Source organism: Acinetobacter sp. FDAARGOS_494 (assembly GCF_003812225.1).
Lineage (GTDB): Bacteria > Pseudomonadota > Gammaproteobacteria > Pseudomonadales > Moraxellaceae > Acinetobacter > Acinetobacter baumannii.
In genome coordinates this window covers 40125-65723 of the sequence record NZ_CP033866.1, presented here as the reverse complement: position 1 = coordinate 65723, position 25599 = coordinate 40125, and the positions used below count along the sequence as shown (strand labels likewise).

Below are 25599 nucleotides of genomic sequence, written 5' to 3'. Positions count from 1 at the left end.
TTAGCTCCTCAACTCATTACGTTCTTTCTTCAATTGACGCAAAAGGTTGTGAAGAGTAACGGTTACAGCTTTATCTAGACTTTTGGTTGAATGAAACTCTGCTAGTTGAGACAGTGCTAAACCAAAAATGTGATATGCAAAAACTTTTGCAGCTTCCGGATTGTTTTTGAGAAGCTCTTCAGTACTTGGACAAATGATTTTTTCAAAAATATGAACAGCTACCTGATCCGGAGTACCTTCAATACTGCTAGGGCTCAAATTAACTTCACCAATAACTTTGCTCATTGTTGAGAATCCTCACTTAAAATTTCCCATTCACCCCAATCGCCCAAATAACCAGATTTTGAAATGCTTGTTGTAATCACTTGACCATCATCACAAGTTACTTTCATTCGATTGGCATCTATGCGAACAGCTTTATAAACAACATCCATTTGTAAATTTGCTGGTAAAGGGCTGGGGCCATTTACAGACTTAATTCTTACTTCCATTTTTGAGCCCTCAAATATTCTTCTTTAGTCCACTCAACAAACTCTTTATAAAGCTGCTGAGCGGGTTTATTTAACCGGTTGTTGTAGTCTATTGTTATGCGGCGCCAAGCTACTGGTACGGCATAATGTTTCGTTAAAAGCATTGCTTGGTTTAACCCTTGCTGGACTATTACAAAGCCCAGCAAGTGCAAGTAATTAGTAAAACCAAGTAAGTGCTTGTTATTCACTTTCTTGAATTGGTCTTTCATTCTAGTAACCGTCCACTAATAGATAATCAGGATCAGCTTCAGGTTGGGTAGGTGTAGGATTCTCTAATTCATAGCGGCGTTTTCTCACATACCCCATTAGCTTCGGTTGAATCTGCGGATCTCGTGCAGCCACGTCTATTTCCAAAGCATCTAGCGTTGTAAGGTCTGGTGCGTTCTGGATCTGAACCATTAAAGAGGGTGGCTCATTCGCAGATGCCTGTTCTTTTTCTAGCTCTTCAAGACGTTTGTGAGTGGCGAGAAGGATAGGCTTCATTTGTTCGTCATCCCATTTGCGGGTATAACGATAAACCGCATTTACTTCTGCAGGTGTTTTTGACTCTTTTACACGCTGTAGAAGAGTATCTAGGGTTTGCTGATATTCTGGATCTACTTTAGGCTCGTTAGTTTCTGGAACTAATAGATCCTCGGATGATGAAACATAAGGCCCCTCAGTAACAACAATTGCACTATCGAGATCCTCTTTTAAATCTTTAGTAGGCTCTTCAATTACTGTTTTTTCAGTATTAACCTGAGGTGATTTCTCAACTTCATTTTCTAAAGGCTTTTCTTCTTCAACTTCATCAGTTGGCTTGTTCAGAAGTTTGAGCATATCTTCAGCAAACTCACCACCACTGACTTTAATAATCGCGCAGCAATGAGCAAAAGCATTATCAAAACTTGAGTGGACTTGGCCATGCTGAAGCATGCGTAATTGTCCTTTTGAACCATTCCACTTAAACTGCTGCACACCTAATTCAACAGTTGGACTTGGGTAAGAGCAAGTAGAACCTTTAGCAGGCGCTTCTTTTAATGGTTCAGGTACCTCAAATTCGCCAATAAAAATAGTTCTAGGCTTTAATTGAAATTCGAATTTATCAAAAACATCAAAGCCAAAGTCATAAGGGTTAAATGGCTCCCAGCCATTACGCTCAGTATTATTTACTAAAAGTAATTCACCGTTGGCCCAAGCAAGTTTAGCTTCAACTTTATTTAGTATTTTCATGCTGTCATCCCCGTTTTAGCTAATGTTTCAATGTCTTGTTTAACTGCTGGTAGTTTTGCCTCTTCAATTTGGATAAGGGCATCTATGCCGAAGTGTTCACAAACTGTTTTCACGTCTAGGCCGCGTTCAGCTATGAAGTTTTGAAGTTCATCTCTTTGTTGATCTGAGATACCGTTAAATTCTGGTGGACTAATCCAAGTGCCACGTTGCTTATCAAACGTGCAATTCAATGCTTTAGCTCTCATTAACATTGTTTGGCGCATGTTCTGGTAATACATGTGTTCTTTATCAAGCGACTCAGTTAATTGATTAAGGTCACCTGCATGCTCAGCTTCTTCACAGCTTTGTTTCCAGTTTTCTAGCTCTTCTTGGGCTTTAGCTGCTGCAAGTTGTGCAGGCGTTAAGGTGTTAATGTGATCTTTAGCTTGAGTAATCAGGTCAGCCAAGAAAGTAGGGTGTGCTTTAAGATCAGGCACCCATACTTCACCGGTTTCACCGCCTAAAGCACCTGAGTTTTTCGCATGATGTGTAGGCGAAGGTTTGAAATTAATAACGCGGGCATTTTTACCTTCACCAGTAGTAACAGTTGTTAGATAACCCATGACATCTGCAATACGGTAAAGCTCGTTACGGTTTTTACCACCTAGATCTGGTCGGTAAATAATTTGATCACCGTTTTGATCTTCTGATGCGTGTGCAATGAAAACAACATCTTTACCTAAACTGATCAAAGTATTGATGTATTGCTTAAAAGTTTGGTTCGCTAAACCTTGAGCCTTTAACTTTAAAGAGCCATCTTTTTGACGGTTATTAGCAGTTAGCAATAGATGGGTTTTAATGCATTCAAGCATTGCACCCACGGTATCAATGACTACGGTTTTATATGGTGCTAAGTCCTGCGGAGTAAGGTTTGCAACATCACTCCATTGTTGAACCTGTACAACCGCACCTCGACGTAATTCACCAGTACGGTGAGCACCACGGTCAAAGTCAAAAGAAATTGCTTTTTCCGCAGTAAAGCCCATCGATGATTTACCTAAACCCGGATCCGCGTATAGGTACACAATAATTGCTTGAACCAATAAAGTTTGGTCAGCAGTAATAATCGGTAGAGCCATTTTATTATCCTTATCTTGAGCCAGTGAAGCCGCGCTTAGTTTTATAAGCTTTGCGGTCACGTGTAGGGATGTTTGTTTCACGTAGCTTTATTGCGAGCTGCTTTCTGCGTTGGAAGTCGATTTCTTGTGTGAGTTCATTCCAAACTTTTGGATAGTCAGTTTGGAACTTTTCAACGTCCAAAGGTGTCTTAACTGAGTCCTTCACCTTGTAAAGAACTGAGCCATTAGCATTAGATGCGTACACTTGCCAGCCAATGCGGACAGAGTAGAGGCCCTTATCATCACGGCCTAAAAATGACATATAGCCGTCAGGGTGTTTTTTGAAATTAGTCATCTTTAAGCCTCCACCAACTTGTTACGTTCGATGAAGCCTTTTAGAAGGTCATTGATGTTGCGGATGTCTTCAAATTCGGTGAAATCGTTATATGACTTACCGTTAATGTCAGTGATTTCATTCACAGTGAGTTGGGTAATATCGACAGCGGTGAATTCAGAACCCGGAACGCCGTAGCTGTCTGGATGAGCTTCAAAATCAAAGCTAACGTTTAAACGGAAGCTATCTAATTTAATTACAGCAACGCCAGAATGTTTACCTGTTATTTTTGCGGTTAAAACCCCGTAAGTACTTGGTTGCGTTTTTGGAGTAAATAGAGAAGGAGCTTCTTTTGTTTGGAAAGCTGGTTGTAGCTGACAAGCAACTAAAGAACCACCTGAGATTGCAACAGCAGCCATGCTGACAAATGCAAATGAGTTGAATGAGTTAACTTTTACGTTCATAATTGATCTCGCAGTTTTGCAAAAGCACATCGGACCTGGGGAGGGGCGGTGTGCTTTTTTGTTGTCTGTGAGATAGATATTAGGTAAACCTAATTATTAAGTCAATAGGTATTCCTAATAAAATTAGAAATACCTAATTTTTGTGCTTTAATAGACAAAAGAAAACCCATCACAGGGATGGGTTGTTTGGAGTTTGTTATGATGACAGGAACAATAAAAAATTCATCACCACCATTAGTTATTGAGTCGATTGAAGCAGAAGGAACGGTTTGGATGTTGTCTTTTAATGGGTCGAATCCAGATGAAAATGACGCTATTGAATTGACCAAAGAACAGTGTTTTTGGTTATTCGATAAAATTATGAATATTGACCCCAATCTCTTTTATAAAACCAAGGAGATTTGCTGATGTTCCAGGTGATAAACTCACTGGGACAAAATTCCTCATCAATTACTTCTATATTTGATATTTGATTAGGCAATAGGCTCAAGGTATGAACCCTTGAATCACTTTCATAATCCCATAAATGAAATCGATCATCTTTATTGTGCGCTCGTCTACTTGGGCCAAAGTCCATAGGGGCGCATTTTCTAACTAATTCTCGATTATCTTCTTTTGAAAAAAAAGATAGTTTTACTTTCTTTTTTGAATCAATTGCTTGTTTAAAAACATTTTCTAATGTCATTTTATTCTCCACCCGATCTGTTGTTAAGACTGTGTCGGGTTCACAGTTTATTAATCTTTTATGTTATTAATTTTCTGACCTAGCTTTCCTTCTTTTACCAACTGCACGACCTGCTCATTAGTAAGCACAGGAATAAAGACTTTGTCGCCAATATCTTTAGAAAGAATCTTTACTTCTTCAGCAGTCAACACCAAAGCTTCACCATGTTTTGCAGCATCATTGATGCGAGCAATAATCTGGTTGATTGGTCGTTTTGAATTGTCCATAAGTCTTCCTGTGATTAATGCGAATAAGGATGTTCTTGTCTATGCTGACTTGGCGGCACGATATCTGTAATAGCGGTAATACTTTCAACTTCGTCCATTTCAAAGAAAAATCGCTCACCACCATTCACAGAAAGCAAACTTAAAACCCCACCATTGATGCCGACAAATTCTTTAATTGTGCATCTTCCATCCTTCAAGCACACCTGAACAAACTCATTCGGCACAAGATCTGCATCAGGGTCGCATACAACATACCAGCCATTACGAATTGCTGGAAACATTGAGTCGCCAGTTCCTTTAATGCCATAGGCTCTTGGTCCTGCTGAGTGAGTTGGAACATACCCATCTCCAGCATTGCCTTCATAACCCATATCTGTGAAATAGCCATCCATGCCCATCTTGGAGTAAGCCTTAACAGGAACCCAACGCTTAGATGATGGGATAAACGGTTTTTCGATAATTGTTGAAAATAAAAGAGCTTCATCACTATCACTAATGTTGTATTTCTTTTTGAACTCTTCGATATCCAGTTGTTTAAATTTATCTCTCGTGCTTGATTGAATCTCTCCCGTGCCAGATGCAAGCCATGAAGGATTTACATTCAAAAATTTTGAGGCACGTAATAAATTTTCACCTTCCATTGTTTTGGATTTTCCAGACAGCCAATCACTCACAGAAGGAGGTTTAACTCCTACTGCACGAGCAAGCTCAACACCTTTAATCTTTTTAGGTGGCAAAACTTCCATGGCATACCTAAGTCGTTCAGCAAGAGTATTCATACAACTATCCTCAGAATGTTAGGAAATCCTAACATAAATAAAATTAGGTATTCCTATTGATTTAATATAAGGAATGCCTAATAATTAAAGAAAAATTAGGAGCACGTTATGAATGACGCACAACTTATAGACAAGCTAGGTGGTGTCACAGCGGTAGCAAGACTTTTGGGGATTGCTCCGTCATCAGTTAGTGGATGGAAAGCTATCCCCCTTGATAGAAAAATCAGGCTAGCAGTTATTGCTGAAGATCTTGGTTTAACAACGCGAAAAGAGCTTTTCCCTGATAACTATCAAGATATTTGGATTGAACTTCGTCCCCAGACGACAAAAAGCAAAAACCTTGGATCATTAACCGCTTAGGAACTAAACCATGAGCAAAGTATTAAATGAATTGCCTGCAAGCGCTAGCAATAACGAATCGCTCATATTGCAAGCACTTAACGCTAGCAATCAAAGACAAGTAGCAGAGATGATAAATGTCGATGCAAGCATCCTTTCACGGATGAAAACAGAAAAGAAATCAAATGGATGGACTGAGATTGAGTTTATTAGCTTTTTGTTGACAGCCATTGGTTTGAAGGTTGTGCAAGAAAGTGATGTGTATTGCTCACCTGAAATTGCAGAAGCAACGCGAGTTTATTTAGCACATGCATTCACTTCACCTGAATACATGCGGATTTTATTCAAATAAAAAACCACTCCCCATCCAGGTAGAGAGTGGTTTATAGGCATTCAATTGAGGTGGATCAAATGAACACAAACAATTTATCAGAACAACCAATCGAACTCAACTCACCTGATTTTTTAATAGGTGACGTTGTAGTGCTTACTAAAGAGTGCCGTACTTTCAAATCAAATGATTTGTTTGAAGTTAAAAACAAAACTTTGACTAGTTTATGGACCATCAAATCAGAGAATCATTTGATTCTAGTTTCTTCAAAAGAAATCCGCACAGCAACAGTTGCTGAACTTAACGCCAAACGCCGACTAACAAGCGCTGAGCAAGCATTAGCGGAGGTGTCATGAACAGCTTTACACAGCAAATCAAAGATTCTCGCCAGCAAAGTGAAATCCAATCTTTCTATGAGCCTGCATTACGAGTACTTGGGCACCTATTTGAGGTGAAAAAGCAAAATTTACGTAACAAAGGTTATGACGAAAATAATGCAGCGGTAACAAAGATTGAATTTTCAGAGGCTATGGCTCGTCAATTTCGCATAACGCAGTGGTTAGCACAGCAGATTGTAACCAGCTTAACCAAGGCGTGTTTGGTTGATTCTTTTGGAGGCTATGTTAAGCCAAAGGGTGGTGAAAAGTGAGATATGCAGCAAGAAGAAAACAGGATATTTCCGTTTCCACCACACCGCTAGAGGTGGTAATTCCACTGGAGCAACCAGTAAAGATCTATACGGCTAAAGAATTAGCAGCCATGCCACTTTCAGTCATGAATGCCGCAATTGAGGCTCAGGAAAGATTTTATCAACTTGAAGAATTAACTCATATGGGGGGGGGCAGGCTATAGCAGTTCGCCGTCTCATGGAGGATGGGCACAAACTAATTCAGGTGAAAGAAAAGTCTCGTACTCGCTACAAAATCAACAACGAATTTATTCCTCCAAGAATTATTCGTCAGTTGGAAATGCGCGGTCTTGTAAAATTAGGAGCAGTCACTGATGTATAAATATCTCCACCATATCAGCGACTTTATGGTTGCTACAGCGCACCTTAGCCCAGTTGAAGAGTGCTTTTATCGCCGTGCTCTCGATTTCTATTATTTGAATGAAAAACCATTACCCAAAGAAACCCAGTCGGTTTTTCGTCGGTTACGTGCAAATACCCAAGAAGAAAGGGATGCAGTATTAATTGTGCTGCAAGAGTTTTTTGTGGAAGAGGAAGACGGGTTTCACAACAAACGTTGTGATTCAGAAATCGCCGCTTATCAAAAAGTAGGGGATAAAAATCGTGAAAATGGTAAGAAAGGTGGGCGTCCACGTAAGGAAAAACCAAAAGAAAACCAAAGTGAAGGCGACTCGGTTAATTCTGAAAACCCACAAAAACCCAGTGGGTTAATTTTGGGTTCTGAAAGTGAAAGCCAAAAAAACCTTAACCATAAACCGTTAACCGATAACCAATATATAGATAGTAGTAGTAATGCGCGTGAAGAAAATTCGCAATTTACACCAATCCAATTTGCTCAGTATCAGATCGATGATCACAAGCGTTACTCAATGCGTGAATTCATTTCTGAATACAGCGAGTTTCAATACGATTTCATCTCACTTGCTCAACAAAGATTTGTTTCTGTACCTGAAATCGACTTGAGAACCATGATTCAAAATTTCGGTGACTGGTACTTTGCAAACGAATCTAGTTCATTGAATACACCAAGCATCTGGTTGGTTAAGTGGTTCTCTTGGGTTCAAAACAACGAGAAACAAGTTGCTGCTAACCGCAAGAAACAAGAGCAAATCAATTCAGCTGGTCAAAAACCACAAGAGTCGGGTTACTTCGCTAATCTTTTTGAAGAACAGAGCGAATCTCAAATCGTGGATGTAACCCCAGCAAAAAAGTTTCCAATGATTGAGGAGGTAGGTCATGCATGAGATTACCTTGAACGAAGTGCGTCAATTAATCGCATCTCTTCGCACTGTTTACGCTGCTCAGTTCAATAAGCAATTTCCAGCAACAGGCGAAAGCGCAATTCCTCTGTCAGTGGTTGAGCAAATCGCACTTAAAACACTGGTTGGCGTTCAACAAAACCAATTTAACAACGCACTTGCTCGATTACTTACAGCAGGTGGACGTTTTATGCCGTCATTTGCTGAGTTTCGCACCTGGTGTATTGGTGAAAGTTGGATGTCTCCAGAGGAAGCTTGGTCACGTGCATGTAAGTTTACGACTGACAGTACCGTGGTTATTACACAAATTACAAAATATGCATTAGACGAAGTGATGTATTTGATCGAAGCCGGCCAAATGCGAGCAGCTCAAGATAATTTCTTCGGAACCTATAACGTGATGGTGGCTAAAGCTCAATTGAAAGGTCGTCAGCAAGAGTTTTACGCTCCACCGCTACAACTAGAACACAAAGAACCTAAACACGTTCCTGTGAGCAATGACGAGGCTCAAAAGCATCTCAAATCATTGATGGAAAGATTAAAAATCAATGGTCGTAAACCTGCACCAGTTCAAAAACTTGAGGCAAAAGAAAAAGAGCCTGAGCTTGCAAAAGAATTAGGTCCAGATCCTTTCGACAATCCGCACGAATACGCTGAGATGTGCCGCCGTGAAGGTATGCCAATACCTAGAAATATTCTTCAGCTAATTGATGGGGCGAATGCATGAAAGCATCTAAATTGATTAGAGATAAAGGACTGCAATACGCGAAGGAAATCGTAGATTCAGCACCCGATAACGCAACTGAATGGAACGAGGGTTATGAGTTCCAATGTGGTCAAAGTGTAGAAATCAGCCCAGCAGATCGTGAGAAGTATTTTGTAGATTTGGTTGAGCTTAAACGTCTGGTGGAGTCTTTGAAAATCATCAGCGATTTAGGTGGAGTTGAGAAGCTAACGCCTGCATTCATTACGACAGATAAGCATGTTGGTTACACGCATGTTCGCATGGTGGGAAATGGGAGATTGAGCTTTCTTGATGATTTTTGCGACTTCATTCCAGATGGTTCCATTTCAATTAAGCGTGTGATGACTGCTATCCGCGACCACGAATCAATATACGGAGGCGGTGAATCTCATGCCAACTAGATATAACACAGGCGAGTATAGCTACGATCTTGAATATCACTATGGAGATATGTCAGCAAGCATGGAGATGCTTAGAGCACGTTTAATTGAATTGTTGACTCCTCATCTGTCTGGCCGTTATGTGAAATGGAGAGAAGCATATTTCACATGGTTTACAAAGTGCGGCGGGGATTCGGGGTGGATGTTTTGTGTAGGTCCACACGAATTTCATATTGATGGGGCGTTAAGGCGCTATTACTCAGGTTCTATTGATATTACCTACAACCAGAAAGATCGATATTTCTTGGTGGGTGAGAAAAAGAAAGTCAAATGTAAGGCTTGTAAGGGGTTTGGCTTCATTCGAGATGATGGGTGGGGGCATATAGATAAATGTGAAATGTGTGATGCAGAAAAAGGAGCCAGCCATGAGTGAGTTTGAGGGTAAATCTGGAAAGTGGGCTTGGGAGATTCAAAAAGAACAACAAGCGAAAGTGGAGGAGCTGCAAAAGCGTTTAGATGGGGCATTAAAAGAGACTCAATATGCTTTGCAGTATGTTGAAGAAGACATGCGCGGCAATCATGAATTTCTACAAATGGCAATGATTCGAACCCTTAAAGCTATAGAGCAAGTGCTCAAAGGTGGTGCTTGATGTCATCAGTCAGCATTGCTGAATACCGCAAGTTATTTCCCATAAAGAAAAATAAAAAGCGCCGTTCAGCAAAGCAAGTTGCCAGACAACCAAGTGTGGGTGAAGTGGTTCTGGCAACGCATTTAAGAGCATGCAAGATTGGTTTTGAACAGGAATATAAGTTCCATCCTGAACGCAAATGGAGAGCAGATTTTTTAATAAAGGGTTCAAAGATTTTGATTGAGGTAGAAGGCGGGATCTGGAGCGGAGGCCGTCACACAAGAGGTAAGGGCTATTTAGGGGATATGGAGAAATACAACTCCGCAGCAATGATGGGTTTTACAGTTTTACGGTTCAGCACAGAGCAAGTGAAAGCAGGCGTGGCGATTAAACAAATTGAGCAATTGGTGGGATGAAAATGAATATGCCAGTACAACAACACATTTTACAAGCGGTCGATTGGTCTAGATTTAGTTTTGAAGAGTGGTGTCGCCAGCTTGGAGCTTGGCTAAACGGCGATACCGAAACAATGGTCAAAATTGTTAAGACGATGCCAACAAAACGCATCACTCAAAAACAAAGAGAAAAATTAATAGCTATGTATATGAGCGATGAAAATCTAAAAGATCGTTTATGCATTCGCCGTAAGGGTACTTGCTGTGAGTTAAATGACAATGAGGCACGTGCAATCCATAGATTGATTATTGATATTAAATTAATTGAAGACCATATTTTACAAGAATGGATCTCAGCAATTTGGTCACATCATGTTATGGGCAATTCATTACGTGATATTGCTCAAAGTAATGACACTTCAGTTAATCAAATCAGACAGGATTTAAAATGTGGTATGGCTTATATCAAAAGTCGAAATCCGCATTTCAGATTTGAAACTTTTGAAAAAACCGCTTGAGTGTGCGCACGGGGTATGGCATATTTGTGATACAGTGTTGGAAGTGTAAGTAAATCACTGGTATTAAAGCTCATCAAATGATGGGCTTTTATTTTATCAGAATGAATAAACTATCTTTAAATGAAAATATCGAAAAATTTATTGCAACGATATTTAAATCGTTGATAATAAAATTTTCTTTGCTAAAAAAACTGCATGAGAATCATATTTTCTTTAATTACGTTTGTCTTATTTTCATTTATTTCCTTTATCCTTTTAAGGAATAAATATATTGAGCCAAACCACTTCGTCATTTTGATAATATTTTCTGCAATTGTATCCGCAATAATTGCATATTTTGATGAGGTTCAAGAGCTATCTATTGGAGGCAATATCGTTAAACTAAAAGAAGCAAAAAAGGAGTTACAAGTAACAATAGATCAATTAAAGTCAATTAAAGTTTCAACATATCGGATGTTACTTTTGAAAAGTTTACATTTTTCAGGTGTTTTTGGAAGCAGCCATTTAGTGGATAGTAGAGCAGAATATTTTTTTTCACTCATCAATGAAATTAAACAATCGGATTGTTTCAATGATCTTAAGTCTGAAATAAAAGTTCAATTAACAAGGTTGTTAATTGATCAATTAAATAAATTTTATCCTTTATTTTATGGCAAACAATTCAATGATAGCGATGAATTCCCTAAATCTACGGTTTTTTATATCGAGTTGAAAGATGAGATTATTGATAAAGTTCATCAAAAACGGACACCTGTTATACCATTTGATCAAAAAAAGCAGGAAATTGTTACAGCTATAGATAACTATGCAGCTTTGTATATTTTATTTAAAGAAGTTGAACAGTAGGGTGATATTGATTTTTTATTGCTTAATAAGATGAATTTAAACGATATTATTTTAATTAATAATCTCCAATGAAAGGATTTTTAAACTTTTACCTTTACGATTCTATAGAAAAGTTGCCGAGCATAGTATGGCACAAGAAGCTCTGCTAAATATCGATTATTGGCGGGGCTTTTTATTTAATAAATAATCATAAAATTTTTATTACTTTAATTTTATTGATAAAATATAAATTAAACCTCAAAAGCTATATGCAGAAAAAATATGAAAAAAGGAATTTGTAAACTATGCGACCTAGAAAAAGAATTGAAGCGCTCTCATGTTATTGGGAGAGCAGTTTTTAAAAAGGCTTTAAATGGTGCAAATTACGCTTTAAGACTTGATAAACAGCATAAAAAAGTGATTAAAGATCAAGATCAGTGGGCCACATATATGCTATGTGGAGATTGCGAGCATGATTTAAATACAAAATATGAAGGCTATTCTCTAGATATTTTAAGAAATAAAAAGAAATCTGTAAAACATAAAAAAAGAGATAATCACTATGAAATTCAGGGTGTTAATCAAAAAAAACTAATTTTATATTTAATTTCTATTATATGGAGAGGAATTGAATCTAGTCATGAAGTTTTTAATAAATTGAAATTTTTTGATGAATCGCCAGTTGCAAAAAATTTTTTAAAAGAATGTATTAAGAATGATCGTGTAGTTCTAACAGAATGTTACGATGTCAGAATTTCAAAATTAGTAAGCACGATAACTTCTTTTAAGAATGAAGAGTTAGATTTTATAACTGATATTCATTGTAGTATTGATAATAATGAACGAATTCGTTTTTTAACTATTTTTGAGGGATACTGTTTTGAATTTTTTTACTATACGGATTCATCTCAGTCCGTTTCTAGTTTAGGAGTTCTTAAGAAAAATAAACGAATACTTAGAATGCCATATATTGATGTTTTTTCAATTCCTGAGTTTCGAAAAAGTCTGTTAGATATGCTTGAGGCGCAAAATAGTAACTAAACTATTAATAGTTTAGAGATTTAAAGAAAAATCACTTTTACTTAAGTTTTAAATTACCAAGTCCCGAATAGGGACTTTTTAATGGAACTAATTTATGAAAAACGAAGTTGGCTTTCATGTTCCTGTTCGTCCAATGCCTCCAGAATGGCTTTTTGAAATGGATACACCTAACTTTGTTCCAGCGCCAGAATTATGGGAATGGATAAGAAAGGTTTTTCTAGACCCTAAATCTAAATTATTTAACCCTGATCATATGCATTTACGGTCATTTCGATATCCAGATATTGCTGTGATGTGGGCTAGATCTGGCTTTAAAAAGCAAGGCCGTCAGGTCATTGGGACTACTGAAAAAGTCATGATCAATGCTGGTGGCTGGAAGAAAGAACGACAAGAAGAACAATACATCCAATGGTTCAATTATTTACCTGAATACTTAATTACTTTTGATGCTTCATATTCACGTATAGCAAGTGATGTGAACTTTTGTGCTTTGGTTGAACACGAGCTTTATCACATTGCACATAAGAAGGACCAATACGGAACACCAGCTTATAACAGAGAAACTGGTATGCCTAAGTTAGCTATTCAAGGTCACGATGTTGAAGAATTTACAGGTGTTGTTCGTCGATATGGAGCTAGTGAGGATGTTATGCGGATGGTTGAAGCAGCTAATAAAAGACCGCAGCTGTCACGGGCAGATGTTCATTACGCTTGCGGCACTTGTAACTTGAAGGTGGTTTAAATTTTTTTTGCCACTCTACTTGGACGTACTTGGACGGATAGAGATAAATGGCAAGGCTTAATAAACGGGTGAAACTCTATATAGTACGGTCACTTGCTACCTATGAGACACCTAGTGAAACAGCAAGAGGCGTCCAAGAAGAATTTGGTATCACCGTAACCAAACAGCAATGTGAAGCATACGACCCAACAAAAAAAACAGGACAGGACTTAAGCGAAGAATTTAAAACTGAGTTCTACAGAGTGCGAAAGGAAATGAACGACAACCTTAGCGCAATTCCAATCGCAAACATTGCCTACCGCCTCAAGCGTCTACAACGGTTCATCGATCATGAACAATTCAAAGAAAACCCTGTCATTGTGCCGAGCCTTTTAGAGCAGGCAGCTAAAGAGGTTGGCGGCTTATATACCAACCGTAAGGAAATAACAGGGGCTGGTGGTGGGCCAGTTAAAACGGAAAATACAGAAAAGCCACCTCAACCAGCATATAAACCTGAAGAGCTTTCGAAACTCTCGCCTCAGGAACTTTCTCGCTTAGTGATTAATGGAAAGCTATGACATACGCATTAGATGAAATAGCCCCTTTAATTAAAGAGTGGACTATTAACGTACGCCTGCCTGAAGTAATGACTGAGATGACACGGCGTTATTACTACAAGGCTGCAATTGAGCAAAACGAACTTAGCATTCAAGCAGAGCTATACAAGTGCAGTAAGGATCCAGTCCATTGGTTTAACAATTGGATATGGACATATGATCCGCGCGGTATGGCTTTTGGTTTACCTGCCAATATTCCTTTTGTATTACGGCCTAAACAAGTTGAGCTTGTGGAGTGGCTAGAGGAACGTGAAAGCACCCAAACACACGGTCTAATTGAAAAATCCCGTGATGAGGGCATGAGCTACGTTGTGCTGGGTTTTTTCTTGCATCGTTGGTTATTCGTTGAAGGTTTTGCAGGTGGTGTTGGTAGCCGTAAGGAAGAGTTGGTAGATAAGAAGGGCGACCCTAAAACCCTATTTCATAAATTCCGCGATATGTTCAGCAAAATGCCCCAATGGTTAAAACCTAAGGGCTTTGTCGAGAAAGTGCATGATAACTACATGCGAATCATTAACCCAGATAACGGCGCAACTATTACTGGTGAAGCGGGTGACAACATCGGGCGTGGTGGACGTACTACGATGTATTTTTTGGACGAATGGGCATTCGTAGAACGGCAAGAAGCTGTAGATGCTGCCATTTCTCAAAACACCAACGTTCATATTAAAGGATCCACACCTAACGGTATTGGTGATCGATTTCACCAGGATAGATTTAGTGGTCGTTACGCCGTCTTTACCATGCCTTGGCGAGCTAACCCGGATAAGAACTGGACCGTTACCTATAACGGCAAAGTTATTTACCCATGGTATGAAAAGCAGCTGGCCACACTTGATGATGTGGTTCTTGCTCAAGAGGTTGATATTAACTATGCCGCTTCTGTAGAAGGCGTCTTAATTCCTAGTACTTGGGTTCAAGCTGCTATCGATGCGCATAAGAAGCTTCAGATTGAGCCGACTGGTGACCGTATTGGCGGCTTAGACGTTGCAGATGAAGGTAAGGATAAAAACTCTTTTGCAGCACGTCACGGCGTTGTCATGACTTACTTGGCCACATGGTCTGGTAAAGGCGATGACATTTTTGGAACGACTCAAAAAGCTATGGATTTCTGCTTCGAGAAATCCATCGATACGCTGTTTTACGATGCCGATGGCCTTGGCGCTGGGTGCCGTGGTGATGCCCGTGTGATTAATGAAAAGCGCAGAGAGCTGGGCTTATCCGAGATTAATGTGGAGTCATTCCGCGGATCCGGTTCAGTTCATGACCCTGAAGGGGAAATGGTAGAGAAACGTCTTAATAAAGACTTTTTTGCCAATTTGAAAGCTCAGTCTTGGTGGTCATTACGTTTACGCTTCCAAGAAACTTTTAGAGCACTTGATGGGCGTGATTATGATCCAGACATGATCATTTCACTATCAAGTGAAGATATCGATGCCAAGGAATTAGCACTACTCACTACTGAGCTATCTCAACCAACGTACACAAAAAACGGTGTTGGGAAAATCCTAGTCAACAAACAACCTGATGGCACAGCTTCACCGAACCGGGCAGATAGCGTGATGATTTGCTTTAACCCGCAAATTGCTGAGCTCAATATTTGGGGCAAGCTATAAAGAGAAAGTTATGGGCTTAATTAAATTTACAAGAGATTCGTTCCAGAACTTTGCAGCTCGAGTTGGGTTGGGTTCTGGAAGTCAACACGATCAATCGACTTATGGTTTTAACTTCACAAGCCGAAATCGATTGAAGCTTGAAGCGATGTATCGATCAAGTTGGGTGGTTGGGCAAGCGGTCGATGTTGTAGCGGATGACATGACGCGTGAAGGAATTAACATCCGTGGCATGGATGATCCAGAAGATGTGGAGGCAATTAACCAGGAACTAGATAGCCTGCAAGTGTGGGATAAGATCAATGAGACAATCCGCTGGTCCCGACTTTACGGTGGGGCTATCGCTGTAATGTTAATTGACGGTCAAAATGTATCTACCCCACTTAATGTAAATACTATTGGTAAAGATCAGTTCAAAGGGTTGCTTGTTTTAGATCGCTGGATGGTTTTACCTGACTTGCAAGATCTAGTCACCGAGTATGGTCCAGATTATGGAATGCCTAAATACTATGATGTCATTACTGACTCAGTAGGCTTATGTAATCAGCGCATTCATTATTCACGTGTTTTCAGAATGGATGGGATTAAACTACCTTACTGGCAGGCTATAGCGGAAAATTTATGGGGCCAATCAGTTATTGAGCGCTTAGAGGATCGTTTAACTATTTTTGATAGCGCCACATTAGGTGCTGGCCAGCTTATCTATAAAGCACACTTACGCACATACAAGGTAAAAGGCTTGCGTAGTCTTATTGCAGCCGGTGGGCGAATGTATGACGCTTTGGTTGAGCAGATCAATCAAATTCGTCTATGGCAATCTAATGAAGGCCTAACGCTGATGGATGCTGAAGATACTTATGAAGCCCATCAATATAGCTTTGCCGGGCTTGATAATATTCTGATGCAGTTTGGCCAGCAAATTGCTGGTGCTTTGGGTATTCCATTAGTTCGTTTATTTGGGCAGTCTCCAGCGGGGTTTAGTGCAACTGGTGAGTCTGACTTATCAAACTATTACGACAATATCAACCAGCAGCAAGAAGGCCGTATGCGTACGCCTTTACATAAGTTGCTTGAAATTGTTTCGCGGTCAAAACTAGGTAAACCTCTACCTGATTCATTTAAGTTTGATTTCGCTTCATTGTGGCAGATCGATGACGAGAAAAAGGCAGAGATTGCGGCCAAAGTTGCCGAGGCAGTTACTAAGGTTGAAGAGGCTGGAATCATCTCACGTCAGACGGCGTTAAAAGAATTGCGTCAATCAAGCGAATCTACCGGTATTTTCTCTCATATTTCTGATGAGGAAATTAACCAGGCTGAAGATGATCCACCGCCGCCAAAAGAAGGTTATGACGATGAAGAGTCAAATAAGTCGGATATCACCGCACCTGGCGAGGAAGACCGAGATACGGTACAGCCAGCAGCTTAGAAAGATTGCGGGATACATTGATATGATCGTTAAAGGCTTTGATGTAAATGATCCAAAGTCATACCCACTGATGATTGCGTCATTAAACGAGTATGCAAACACGCTTCAGTTTTGGGCGCAAAATGCAGCTGGTCGAATCATTACTGATGTCGCTTTAAGGGATGAGAAAACTTGGCTCATTTATGCAAAGGATTTATCACGTGGTGTACGTGAGCAAATCAGGAATACGGACACTGGAGCCGTATATCAGCAGCTTTTAAATGACCAAGTAAGGCTTATTAAGTCTTTACCACTTGATGCAGCACAGCGTATTCATGACCTGTCTACTCGATCGCTAATTGAAGGCAACCGTTCAAGTGAGATTGCTGGCTTGATTATGGCAACTGGCCGTGTGACAAGATCCAGAGCAAATACAATTGCCCGGACTGAGGTTAGCCGAGCATCATGCGTATTTACTCAAGCGAGAGCCGAAAATCTTGGATCCGAGGGTTATATCTGGCGAACTAGTGAAGATGGTGATGTAAGGCCAAGCCATAAGGCAATGAATGGGAAATTTGTTGCTTGGAACAGTCCGCCAACTTTGGATAATTTAAAAGGTCATGCCGGATGTTTGCCTAATTGTCGTTGTTATACGGAACCGGTAATCCCAAACTTTTGAGCCTATTGTGCAAAGCTAAATTGCTGCTATATTTGAATATTCCAAATTCTGGAGAATAAATATGAGTATTAAAGCTGGAGATGTTGTACAACTAAATTCAGGCGGTTATGCAATGACTGTAGAAAAAAATTCGCAAAGACAATGGTAAGGCAACATGTGTGTGGTTTGTTGATGGAGAAATAAAGTCCTATGACTTCGCACTAGAAGCATTAACCGTTGTTCAATAAGGTCTAAATATCTTAAAACCACCCTCGGGTGGTTTTTTTATGCCTGCAAAAAAGGTGATCCATGTTTAAAAAGAAACCGAAATCAAAGGCCACGGTAGATAGATCTAATTTCTACACTACTGGCCAACTTGGTAGAACACGGGAAACAACGCCTGAAGGTTATTTGCTTTGCCGAGATGTTCCATTAGCTCGGATTGGTAAATTGCTTTATGCCGATGGTGAAGTGCCAGTTACTGCTGACAACTCCGGTCTAATCATCATTGAGCGTGGTGAAGATGTTTTATTTGATCCACGTACGATCGCCAGTTTTGAAGGGAAGCCTGTTACAGATGATCATCCCAAGGGTTGGGTAACCCCGGAGAATTGGAAGAAACTTTCAAACGGAACTGCACATGATGTACGCCGTGGTGAGGATGAAGATTCTGATTGTTTAGTGGCGGATCTGCTCATTACAGACAAAGACATGATTGATGCTGTGATGAAAGGAAAGGTTGAAATCTCTCTAGGGTATGACGCTGATTACACGGAAATTAGCGTAGGAAAAGGGATTCAAACAAATATTTTTGGAAATCACATTGCTCTGGTTAAAAAGGGGCGTTGTGGGTCGCGTTGTAAAATCGGAGATAGTTTTATGCCTAAACAGAGTAAAGGCTGGCTGGAAAGCTTGCGCAAAGCTAAACGTACAATTGATGAGGCTTTGGAAAAAGCCAAGAGCACTGATGAGGAGGATGTCGAAACCGAAGATGACGATGAGGATGATGATGGCAAAACAACTGATGCTGCAATCAATCGTGAACTTTTAAAAACCCTCAAAACAGTTCAAACAACAGTCCAAACATTTGATGAGCGACTCTCAAATCTGGAAAAGAAAAAAACCAAAGATTCTGAATCGGAAACTGAAGATGATGATGAAGAAGACGATGGTAAGGGGAAAGAAACCGAAGACGATATTTTGGAAGCTGAACAAGCTCAAAAATTATCTGAACAAGGTATTCAAAACCATACCGGTGATTCACTTCAAGAAGTTTTATCACGTGCAGAGGTTTTGGTACCGGGCTTTAAGATGCCAACTTTCGATAGTGCCAACAATGGCCAAGCTGTTTTAAATACCAAGCGCAATGTATTAAAACAGGCTTATGCTACGGAAGATGGCCAAAAAGCCTTGAAGCCGTTTGTAGGTGCTACTCCGAACTTTGACACCATGCCAGCCTATACAGTCGATGCTGCATTTATTGGGGCATCGGAACTCATCAAACAACAAAATAACGCCGCTGGTGTACGTTCTGGCATTTCTACTCGTGATTTTGGCCGAGCGCCAATGACACCGGCTGAAATGAATAAACGTAACCGTGAATATTGGGCAAACAAAGGAAATTAATAAATGGGTAATGCATATCTATATCGTATGCCGTCAGGCATTCCAGGTGATATTTCACGAAAAGCACACTCCACAGTTGAAGCACACATCCTTAAAGGTAATTTTGGCGCCTTTGGTATTTTCGGAAAGCTAACAGCAGATGGAATCGTACCGCTTGAAGCGGCTGATACCGATGTATACGGCTTAATTGTGCGTTCTTATCCTACACAATCAGCTTTAAATGGAATTGGTGCAGCTGTTCCTCAATCAGGAATTGTGAATGACATCATGCGCCGTGGTTACATGACAGTAAAATGTAACGCTGGTACAGCGAAAAAAGCCGGGAAAGTTTATGTGCGTGTAGCTACAGGAACAGAACTAAAACCGATCGGTGGGATTGAAGCGGTTGCAGATGGTGTGAATACCATCGAGATCAAGAATGCAATGTTTATGCATGATGCTGATGCTCAGGGCAACGTAGAAATCTCTTACAACATCTAAAATATTTTTGACGTAAATCACGGCGCTATATGCGTCTTTTTTTACGCCTGGAGAAAATGAAAATATGAGTAAATTACTCTTAGCTTCGACCATGACTCAAGCCGTAGCAATGGGTCGACCAATTCGAGCGCGTACCCGTGATTCTGGAACAATGCATACCTTTGATGCCCGTACGATTGATAGTACTGGTGCATTCCTATTAGGTGAATTGGAACGCCTCGACCAAACTCTACATGAGCCATTAGCAAATATTACATGGGGTCGTGATATTGACTTGCGCTCTGATGTATCAATTGCAGATGAAGTATCTTCATTCACAAACTCTACATTTGCTGCAGCTGGTGGTCCATCACCTACCGGGAAATCTTGGATTGGTAAAAATACCGATGCTATTGCAGGAATTGCGTTGGATATCGGCAAGACTGCCCAACCTCTTAGCTTATGGGGTATGGAAATTGGTTATACCATTCCAGAATTGGAGTCTGCACGAGCTGTAGGCCGTCCAGTGGATGACCAGAAATTTAAAGGTATGAATCTGAAATATCAAATGGATATTGACGAGCAGGTATATATCGGCGATGACACGCTTGGTGTAGAAGGGCTTTTAAACTCTTCTAAAGTGGGTGCGACCAACGTTAATAAAAACTGGAAACTAGCAACCCCACAAGAAATTTTAGACGATGTAAACCTTGTCTTAAATAACGCTTGGGTGGCTTCTGGTTTTGCGGTTTGCCCGGACAAGCTTTTATTGCCACCAGTTCAATTTAGTCTCTTAACTTCGCGTATTGTCAGCGAAGCAGGGAATATCTCTATTCTTGAGTTCTTGAAGCTCAATAGCTTAAGTAATTCAGTGAATGGCCGACCTCTAAATATCCAGCCTTCTAAGTGGTGTGTAAAACGTGGTGCGGGTGGTACGGATCGTATGTTGACGTATACACAGTCTGAAGATCGTGTGCGCTTCCCGCTTGTACCGTTGCAACGTACACCGATCGAATATCGTGGTATTCGACAAATTACTACCTATTTCGGCCGTTTAGGTGTTGTTGAATGGGTATATCCAGAAACAGCTTATTACGCTGATGGCCTATAAGGGGTGAGCATGTCTAAGTTAGTACAAATTCTTCTAAGTAAGCCGCTAACCGTTAACCTTGGTCGTGATGAACAAGGGGAAGCAAAAACAATCGTTTTGCAAGCTGGAATTCAAGAAGTTGAAGAAGACGTGGCCAAACATTGGTTCGTGAAAGCTCATTCACAGGAAATTCCAGCACATTCAGCATATACCAATGAGCTTGAACAAGTCCTTGAGCAGAAAGATCAGGAAATTGCAGCAATGCAAATCCAGATTGATGAAGCAGCAAAACAAATTCTTAAGCATGACGAAGAAATGAAGGCTAAGGATAAAGAACTTAGTGATCTTAAAATTCAGTCAGCAAAAGAACTTCAAGACCGTGACGCTGAAATTGCAAAGTTGAAGGCTGAATTAACTAAAGCTACACCGGCAAAAGAAAAGGCCACACCAAAGGAAACCTAACACATGATCAGTGAATCCTCTTTTCGTGAAGAAATGCCGGCATTTGCTGATACAACGCAATATCCATCATTTCAGTTTAATTTCTACTTAAACCTTGGGAAGAAGCTGCTTCGTGAGGAACGTTGGGAGGATATGCTCGATTATGGTTTAACACTGTTCATAGCTCATTATCTTACGCTTTACCGGCGTACGATGAGTGCTGCAAGCATTGGTGCTGATGCTGGCAAAATCGTAGGTAATGAGACGTCTAAATCCGTTGATGGCGTTTCAAAATCTATGGATGTTTCCGGCGTTCTCATTACTGATGCTGGTCATTGGAACCAAACGACTTGGGGCGTCCAGTTTTATCAGTTATTACTGATGGCTGGCATGGGAGGCATCCAATTATGAGCAGTGGTGTTAAATCTTCTGGTAATGGTTTAGCTGACATTTTCCAAGCTGTAGCTGAACTTTCTCAAATGGATGTTTTGGTAGGTATTCCACATGGGGAGGCTCGAACCGATGGTGACGGCCTTACCAATGCGCAGATTGGTTACCTCATGGAAGGCGGCTCACCTTCTCAAAACATTCCTGAGCGACCTTTCCTGGTGCCGGGTGTTGAAGAAGTTCAAGAACCGGTAGGCGATAAGCTGGTTAAAGCGGTTGACGCTGCTTTAGATGGTAATAGTCAGAAAATGATGAAATTGCTTGAGTCCGCTGGAATGATTGCAATGAATTCAGTTCGGGCTTATTTCGTTAATGGTGAATTTGCCCCTCTATCTTTGGCCACAATCCGTGCTCGAGCACGGCGTGGCCGTAAAGGCGCTAAACAGTATCTTAAACAGCTTGAAACTGGTCCAGCTGAGTCTGGCCTAGTTCGGCCGTTGATTGATACTGGAGAGCTTAGAAAGTTGGTTACTTACGTGATCATGAAAAAGGAAAAGGAGGTAAAGCGTGGCTCAACTTGATGTTTCAGACGTTTTGCTAGATCCAGACTTCATGGACACAGGCATTATTTGTAAGCGCACAGAGGTCATCGTAGGAAACAATGGACGATCTCAAGAAACGACTACATCAACACCCTTTGATGGCGTAGTTACTACAAATAATGGCCTCAATATGGACCGTCGAGCAGATGGCACATTGATTAAAGGCGCAATCAACATTCACACGCAGTTTGCTTTAACTTCAGGCGATAAAAATACCAAAGCAGATGAGATTACGTGGAAGGGTAAAACCTACATTGTGGCTCAAGTGCTGGACAATCTACATTATGGCCAAGGTTTCATAAAAGCAATTTGTGAGCTTAAACCACTGGGGTAATCATGGGTGATTCTGCTTCAGGGGGATATATTACCCCTAGTGGCGGATCTGCTTATGACCAAGACCTAGAGGACATCTTTCAAGCCTTCATTGTCGGGATTACATCCTTACCAGGTGATATGGTTCGTCCACGTTTCCAAAGAGAACCACCGCCTTTTCCTGAAATTGGTGAGGATTGGTGCGCCTTCGCCGTAAAGTCAATAATTCCTGATGATGGGCCTTACTTCGACCAGAAAGACGAAACAATGGATTCAATTCGACATGAAGAATTGACGCTGTTTTTATCGTTCTACGGCGACCACGGCCAATCAATTGCAAACGTCCTAAAGGATGGTCTAGGCATTCCGCAAAACATCGCGCAACTCAAAGCGCAAAAAATCAAATTTATCAAGGTGGGTGAGATCATCACCGCGCCTGACTTTCTCAATAATCAGTATGTACATCGATATGACCTAACCGCTGTCTTTAAGCGGCAAACATTACGCACGTTTGCTGTTAAGTCATTTGTAGATGCTGGGCCGATAGAATTTCCTAGGAGTTAATCCATGACATTGCCTGTTTCAGACGTTGTTAATGTCTCCATTAGTTTGGCGGCATTAGCAGCAGGGCCACGTAGCTTCGGTAATTTACTTATTCTTGGTGCCACGGATGGTGTTGTAGATCCAGTTGAACGTTTACGCGAATACTCGGGTCTTACACCTGTAGCATTAGATTATGGTACCGATGCGCCAGAATATAAAGCTGCTGAATTGTACTTTAGCCAATCCCCAAAACCACGAACTTTATATATTGGCCGTTGGGTTAAATCGGCAAGTTCAGCGGTTTTAAAAGGTGCGGTTTTATCTGCAGATCAACGTGATATTTCAAACTTCACAGCTATTTCAGATGGTTCGATGAAAATCACCATTGATGGTTCTGAAAAGGTTGTAACTGCCCTGAACTTATCAGCTGTCACCAATTTAAATGGTGTGGCATCTGCCCTAACAGCCAAGCTGGGTACCGCTTCAGTAACTTGGAATGATGTTTATAACCGTTTTGAAATTACGTCATTAACCACCGGTACCACTTCGACAATTTCCTATGCTATTGCCAATGCAACTGGTACAGACGTTTCTTCATTGATGGGTTTAACCGTTGGTCATGCTTCGGTACCAGTAAATGGCTATGCTGCTGAGCCATTGATGGATGCAATTACACATTTAGCGGACAAGTCACTTAAGTGGTATGGGTTAGATATCGCTGAGCCAATTTCTGATGCAGATGTGTTAGAAGTGGCAGCATTCATTAATGCGACTTCACCATCTCGCATTTATGGCCAGACAATTACTAACTCATTGGCTTTGGATGGTACCAGTACAGCCGATCTAGCCTACAAGCTCAGTAAATTAAATAACGGTCGCGTATTTTCGATTTTTTCGGGTGATACGGCACATGCAGCAGCTTCAGTATTTGGGCGAGCATTTAGCGTTAATTTCAATGGTACCAACACGACCATTACATTGAAGTTTAAGCAGCTTCCGGGTGTAGCCGCTGAAGATCTACAAGTTTCCCAAGCAAAAGCCCTAAAAGATAAAAACTGTAATGTTTTTGCCGGCTACAACAATGACACCGCAATTCTTCAAGAAGGTGTCATGTGTGATGGTTCATTCATCGATGAGCGTCATGGTCTCGACTGGTTGCAAAACCATTTAGAGACGGCACTGTGGAATCTTTTCTATACCACGCCAACTAAGGTCCCGCAAACGGAAGGCGGCGTAAATCGCCAAAGTACTATGCTTGAACGGGCATTGGAGCAGGCAGTAACAAATGGCCTTATTGGTCCTGGTCAGTGGAATGGTGATTCTTTTGGAGCAGTAGAAACAGGTGATTACCTTTCTAAAGGTTTTTACGTTTTTGCGAACAGTCTAGATGATCAAGCTCAATCAGAACGTGAAGCGCGTAAATCTCCGGTTTTCCAAATTGCTATCAAGATGGCAGGTGCAACACATTTCTCCGATGTGCTTGTTTCTGTTAACCGCTAATAAGGATAAGAAATATGTCTACATATTCATTTATGGATACTCAATGTACCCTCGCCAGTGATGACGGGGTAATTGACCTAGGTTACGGTGCGGGCGTTGCAGATGAAGGCATTACCATTGCAATGGCTGGTGATGCGAACACTATGACGATTGGGGCAGATGGTGAGGGTATGCACTCTCTGAGCGCTAATAAGTCAGGTACGGTGACAGTTCGCCTATTAAAAACATCACCTATTAACGCCAAGCTTTCTAATCTTTATCACATTCAGCGCTCAAGTACTAAGAAGTGGGGAAAGAACACTATCACACTAAATCACGCTGGATCTGGTGATAACGCTACGGCATCAAAATGCGCATTCAAGAAGCATACGGACTTGGCTTACAAGTCAGTTGGTGACTTCAACGAATGGGTATTCGATGCAATCAAAATTGATCAAAAACTAGGAGCGTATGAGTAATGCAGATTGGTAATTATGATTACGAAATTGGTCGCTTAAATGCAATTGACCAGTTCCATGTATCCCGAAAAATTGCACCAATTATTCCTACGATCATGCCAATTCTTACGGAGTTGGCAAAAGGTGAGCTTCAAAAAACCATTGAGAAGTTAGAAAGCGCTGAAGAAAACGATGTGAGTGGCTTGGCTGAGGCAAATCTCGAAAGCCTTGGCTCAGCATTACAACCACTTATGGATGCCTTCGCCAAGATGCCTGAGGATGATGTTGATTATGTCATTAAGAAGTGTCTAACAGTGGTTTCCCGCAATGGTGCAAAAGTAGTGGTCCGTGATGCAATCATGTTTGATGATTTAGGCATGGAGCATATCTTGCCGCTAACTATCGCCGTCATTCGTACGAACTTGGGAAATTTTATTCAAGGGCTGCTTACGAAGGCATTGAGCACGAAACAGCCCACTTAACATTTAAGCATTTACCAGGCCACGAGGATTGGGTTTTAAGACCCGCTATTCGTGGCCTTTGTCGTTTTGAATCTTTAAAAGATGGAACTTTAGACCTTGCAGATATTGCATTGATGAATGATGCATTAGATGTGCAGGCAGATAACCAGCTTTTACTCGAACGATACCACGAACAAAACAAAGGTTGAG

Annotated in this window: 41 protein-coding genes and 1 pseudogene; 32 read left to right on the top strand and 10 right to left on the bottom strand. The window is 40.7% G+C overall.

What is annotated here, in order from left to right:
- From EG365_RS00425 to EG365_RS00380, 10 genes are all read right to left on the bottom strand, one after another.
- Entirely contained in the window at positions 1-285 is a 285-nt protein-coding gene (locus EG365_RS00425) for a hypothetical protein (protein WP_000048755.1), read from the bottom strand.
- The gene (locus tag EG365_RS00420; RefSeq protein WP_000453807.1) at positions 282-491 is read right to left on the bottom strand and encodes a hypothetical protein; all 210 of its coding nucleotides are present in this window, start codon (positions 489-491) and stop codon (positions 282-284) included. The genes EG365_RS00425 and EG365_RS00420 overlap by 4 nt, the downstream gene beginning before the upstream one ends.
- Positions 482-739, bottom strand: a complete 258-nt coding sequence (locus EG365_RS00415) for a hypothetical protein (RefSeq protein WP_000654796.1) — start codon at positions 737-739, stop codon at positions 482-484. Before EG365_RS00415 ends, EG365_RS00420 begins: the two co-directional genes overlap by 10 nt.
- Position 740: 1 nt before the next feature.
- Positions 741-1742, bottom strand: coding sequence for a hypothetical protein (locus EG365_RS00410; RefSeq protein ID WP_000698524.1), 1002 nt, complete (start codon positions 1740-1742; stop codon positions 741-743).
- Complete coding sequence (locus tag EG365_RS00405; RefSeq protein WP_001207480.1) at positions 1739-2860, bottom strand: ATP-binding protein; 1122 nt, start codon at positions 2858-2860, stop codon at positions 1739-1741. Before EG365_RS00405 ends, EG365_RS00410 begins: the two co-directional genes overlap by 4 nt.
- A gap of 10 nt (positions 2861-2870) precedes the next feature.
- The gene (locus EG365_RS00400) at positions 2871-3194 is read right to left on the bottom strand and encodes a hypothetical protein (RefSeq protein ID WP_000181049.1); all 324 of its coding nucleotides are present in this window, start codon (positions 3192-3194) and stop codon (positions 2871-2873) included.
- 2 nt (positions 3195-3196) lie between these two features.
- Positions 3197-3637: a hypothetical protein gene (locus EG365_RS00395; RefSeq protein WP_001101463.1), complete on the bottom strand. Its 441-nt coding sequence runs from the start codon at positions 3635-3637 to the stop codon at positions 3197-3199.
- Positions 3638-3995: 358 nt separating this feature from the next.
- Positions 3996-4322 (bottom strand): hypothetical protein, encoded by a 327-nt coding sequence (locus EG365_RS00390; RefSeq protein ID WP_000171519.1) that lies wholly within the window; start codon positions 4320-4322, stop codon positions 3996-3998.
- Between the two features lie 50 nt (positions 4323-4372).
- Positions 4373-4588 carry a hypothetical protein gene (locus EG365_RS00385; protein ID WP_000370484.1) on the bottom strand — a complete coding sequence of 72 codons (216 nt, stop codon included), beginning with the start codon at positions 4586-4588 and terminating at the stop codon, positions 4373-4375.
- A gap of 14 nt (positions 4589-4602) precedes the next feature.
- On the bottom strand, positions 4603-5367 hold the full coding sequence (locus EG365_RS00380) for a LexA family transcriptional regulator (RefSeq protein ID WP_001093658.1): 765 nt from the start codon (positions 5365-5367) through the stop codon (positions 4603-4605).
- Between the two features lie 108 nt (positions 5368-5475).
- Between EG365_RS00380 and EG365_RS00375 the strand changes: the two genes are divergently transcribed.
- From EG365_RS00375 to EG365_RS19585, 32 genes and pseudogenes are all read left to right on the top strand, one after another.
- Positions 5476-5727 carry a Cro/CI family transcriptional regulator gene (locus tag EG365_RS00375; protein WP_000996060.1) on the top strand — a complete coding sequence of 84 codons (252 nt, stop codon included), beginning with the start codon at positions 5476-5478 and terminating at the stop codon, positions 5725-5727.
- Positions 5728-5737: 10 nt separating this feature from the next.
- Positions 5738-6058 (top strand): hypothetical protein, encoded by a 321-nt coding sequence (locus EG365_RS00370; RefSeq protein WP_000048916.1) that lies wholly within the window; start codon positions 5738-5740, stop codon positions 6056-6058.
- Positions 6059-6117: 59 nt separating this feature from the next.
- Positions 6118-6393: a hypothetical protein gene (locus EG365_RS00365; RefSeq protein WP_001095601.1), complete on the top strand. Its 276-nt coding sequence runs from the start codon at positions 6118-6120 to the stop codon at positions 6391-6393.
- Complete coding sequence (locus EG365_RS00360; protein ID WP_001084140.1) at positions 6390-6686, top strand: hypothetical protein; 297 nt, start codon at positions 6390-6392, stop codon at positions 6684-6686. The genes EG365_RS00365 and EG365_RS00360 overlap by 4 nt, the downstream gene beginning before the upstream one ends.
- Positions 6683-7047, top strand: a pseudogene (locus EG365_RS19570) (hypothetical protein). Before EG365_RS00360 ends, EG365_RS19570 begins: the two are co-directional and overlap by 4 nt.
- Positions 7040-7969: a YdaU family protein gene (locus tag EG365_RS00350; protein WP_000280079.1), complete on the top strand. Its 930-nt coding sequence runs from the start codon at positions 7040-7042 to the stop codon at positions 7967-7969. The pseudogene EG365_RS19570 and the gene EG365_RS00350 overlap by 8 nt, the downstream one beginning before the upstream one ends.
- The gene (locus EG365_RS00345; RefSeq protein ID WP_000544510.1) at positions 7962-8711 is read left to right on the top strand and encodes a hypothetical protein; all 750 of its coding nucleotides are present in this window, start codon (positions 7962-7964) and stop codon (positions 8709-8711) included. Before EG365_RS00350 ends, EG365_RS00345 begins: the two co-directional genes overlap by 8 nt.
- On the top strand, positions 8708-9130 hold the full coding sequence (locus EG365_RS00340) for a hypothetical protein (protein WP_000647820.1): 423 nt from the start codon (positions 8708-8710) through the stop codon (positions 9128-9130). The genes EG365_RS00345 and EG365_RS00340 overlap by 4 nt, the downstream gene beginning before the upstream one ends.
- Positions 9120-9542, top strand: coding sequence for a hypothetical protein (locus EG365_RS00335; protein WP_001143186.1), 423 nt, complete (start codon positions 9120-9122; stop codon positions 9540-9542). The genes EG365_RS00340 and EG365_RS00335 overlap by 11 nt, the downstream gene beginning before the upstream one ends.
- A complete protein-coding gene (locus EG365_RS00330) occupies positions 9535-9759 on the top strand; it encodes a hypothetical protein (RefSeq protein ID WP_001288422.1) in 225 nt (74 codons plus the stop codon). The genes EG365_RS00335 and EG365_RS00330 overlap by 8 nt, the downstream gene beginning before the upstream one ends.
- Positions 9759-10154 carry a DUF559 domain-containing protein gene (locus tag EG365_RS00325; protein ID WP_000100185.1) on the top strand — a complete coding sequence of 132 codons (396 nt, stop codon included), beginning with the start codon at positions 9759-9761 and terminating at the stop codon, positions 10152-10154. The genes EG365_RS00330 and EG365_RS00325 overlap by 1 nt, the downstream gene beginning before the upstream one ends.
- The gene (locus EG365_RS00320; protein ID WP_000783470.1) at positions 10151-10651 is read left to right on the top strand and encodes a hypothetical protein; all 501 of its coding nucleotides are present in this window, start codon (positions 10151-10153) and stop codon (positions 10649-10651) included. The genes EG365_RS00325 and EG365_RS00320 overlap by 4 nt, the downstream gene beginning before the upstream one ends.
- 195 nt (positions 10652-10846) lie before the next feature.
- Positions 10847-11497, top strand: a complete 651-nt coding sequence (locus tag EG365_RS00315) for a hypothetical protein (protein WP_002001437.1) — start codon at positions 10847-10849, stop codon at positions 11495-11497.
- Between the two features lie 261 nt (positions 11498-11758).
- Complete coding sequence (locus EG365_RS00310; protein ID WP_000715269.1) at positions 11759-12517, top strand: hypothetical protein; 759 nt, start codon at positions 11759-11761, stop codon at positions 12515-12517.
- Between the two features lie 94 nt (positions 12518-12611).
- Positions 12612-13259, top strand: a complete 648-nt coding sequence (locus tag EG365_RS00305) for a putative metallopeptidase (RefSeq protein ID WP_000787534.1) — start codon at positions 12612-12614, stop codon at positions 13257-13259.
- A gap of 47 nt (positions 13260-13306) precedes the next feature.
- Positions 13307-13816, top strand: a complete 510-nt coding sequence (locus EG365_RS00300; RefSeq protein WP_000113271.1) for a DUF2280 domain-containing protein — start codon at positions 13307-13309, stop codon at positions 13814-13816.
- Positions 13813-15471 carry a hypothetical protein gene (locus tag EG365_RS00295; RefSeq protein ID WP_000220360.1) on the top strand — a complete coding sequence of 553 codons (1659 nt, stop codon included), beginning with the start codon at positions 13813-13815 and terminating at the stop codon, positions 15469-15471. The genes EG365_RS00300 and EG365_RS00295 overlap by 4 nt, the downstream gene beginning before the upstream one ends.
- 10 nt (positions 15472-15481) lie before the next feature.
- Positions 15482-16894 (top strand): DUF1073 domain-containing protein, encoded by a 1413-nt coding sequence (locus EG365_RS00290; RefSeq protein ID WP_000522918.1) that lies wholly within the window; start codon positions 15482-15484, stop codon positions 16892-16894.
- A gap of 22 nt (positions 16895-16916) precedes the next feature.
- Positions 16917-17552, top strand: a complete 636-nt coding sequence (locus EG365_RS00285) for a phage minor head protein (protein WP_000635838.1) — start codon at positions 16917-16919, stop codon at positions 17550-17552.
- A 61-nt stretch (positions 17553-17613) separates the two neighbouring features.
- The gene (locus EG365_RS19590) at positions 17614-17700 is read left to right on the top strand and encodes a DUF2158 domain-containing protein (protein ID WP_000022939.1); all 87 of its coding nucleotides are present in this window, start codon (positions 17614-17616) and stop codon (positions 17698-17700) included.
- Between the two features lie 140 nt (positions 17701-17840).
- Positions 17841-19157: a DUF2213 domain-containing protein gene (locus EG365_RS00275; RefSeq protein WP_000473611.1), complete on the top strand. Its 1317-nt coding sequence runs from the start codon at positions 17841-17843 to the stop codon at positions 19155-19157.
- Between the two features lie 3 nt (positions 19158-19160).
- Positions 19161-19637: a hypothetical protein gene (locus tag EG365_RS00270; RefSeq protein WP_000525986.1), complete on the top strand. Its 477-nt coding sequence runs from the start codon at positions 19161-19163 to the stop codon at positions 19635-19637.
- Between the two features lie 64 nt (positions 19638-19701).
- On the top strand, positions 19702-20727 hold the full coding sequence (locus EG365_RS00265) for a DUF2184 domain-containing protein (protein WP_000040568.1): 1026 nt from the start codon (positions 19702-19704) through the stop codon (positions 20725-20727).
- A gap of 9 nt (positions 20728-20736) precedes the next feature.
- Positions 20737-21168 carry an STY1053 family phage-associated protein gene (locus EG365_RS00260; RefSeq protein WP_000041170.1) on the top strand — a complete coding sequence of 144 codons (432 nt, stop codon included), beginning with the start codon at positions 20737-20739 and terminating at the stop codon, positions 21166-21168.
- A 3-nt stretch (positions 21169-21171) separates the two neighbouring features.
- Positions 21172-21558, top strand: a complete 387-nt coding sequence (locus EG365_RS00255) for a DUF4054 domain-containing protein (protein WP_000622625.1) — start codon at positions 21172-21174, stop codon at positions 21556-21558.
- Positions 21555-22115 carry a hypothetical protein gene (locus EG365_RS00250; protein WP_000094499.1) on the top strand — a complete coding sequence of 187 codons (561 nt, stop codon included), beginning with the start codon at positions 21555-21557 and terminating at the stop codon, positions 22113-22115. The genes EG365_RS00255 and EG365_RS00250 overlap by 4 nt, the downstream gene beginning before the upstream one ends.
- The gene (locus EG365_RS00245) at positions 22102-22470 is read left to right on the top strand and encodes a hypothetical protein (protein WP_000057776.1); all 369 of its coding nucleotides are present in this window, start codon (positions 22102-22104) and stop codon (positions 22468-22470) included. The genes EG365_RS00250 and EG365_RS00245 overlap by 14 nt, the downstream gene beginning before the upstream one ends.
- A 2-nt stretch (positions 22471-22472) precedes the next feature.
- Positions 22473-23012 carry an LIC_12616 family protein gene (locus EG365_RS00240; RefSeq protein WP_000502801.1) on the top strand — a complete coding sequence of 180 codons (540 nt, stop codon included), beginning with the start codon at positions 22473-22475 and terminating at the stop codon, positions 23010-23012.
- 3 nt (positions 23013-23015) lie between these two features.
- Positions 23016-24491: a DUF3383 domain-containing protein gene (locus tag EG365_RS00235; RefSeq protein WP_000174797.1), complete on the top strand. Its 1476-nt coding sequence runs from the start codon at positions 23016-23018 to the stop codon at positions 24489-24491.
- 14 nt (positions 24492-24505) lie between these two features.
- The gene (locus EG365_RS00230) at positions 24506-24949 is read left to right on the top strand and encodes a phage structural protein (protein WP_000109248.1); all 444 of its coding nucleotides are present in this window, start codon (positions 24506-24508) and stop codon (positions 24947-24949) included.
- Positions 24949-25410 (top strand): phage tail assembly chaperone, encoded by a 462-nt coding sequence (locus EG365_RS00225; protein WP_001165484.1) that lies wholly within the window; start codon positions 24949-24951, stop codon positions 25408-25410. Before EG365_RS00230 ends, EG365_RS00225 begins: the two co-directional genes overlap by 1 nt.
- 47 nt (positions 25411-25457) lie before the next feature.
- Positions 25458-25598, top strand: a complete 141-nt coding sequence (locus EG365_RS19585) for a DUF6889 family protein (protein ID WP_185767445.1) — start codon at positions 25458-25460, stop codon at positions 25596-25598.
- Position 25599 lies beyond the last annotated feature (1 nt).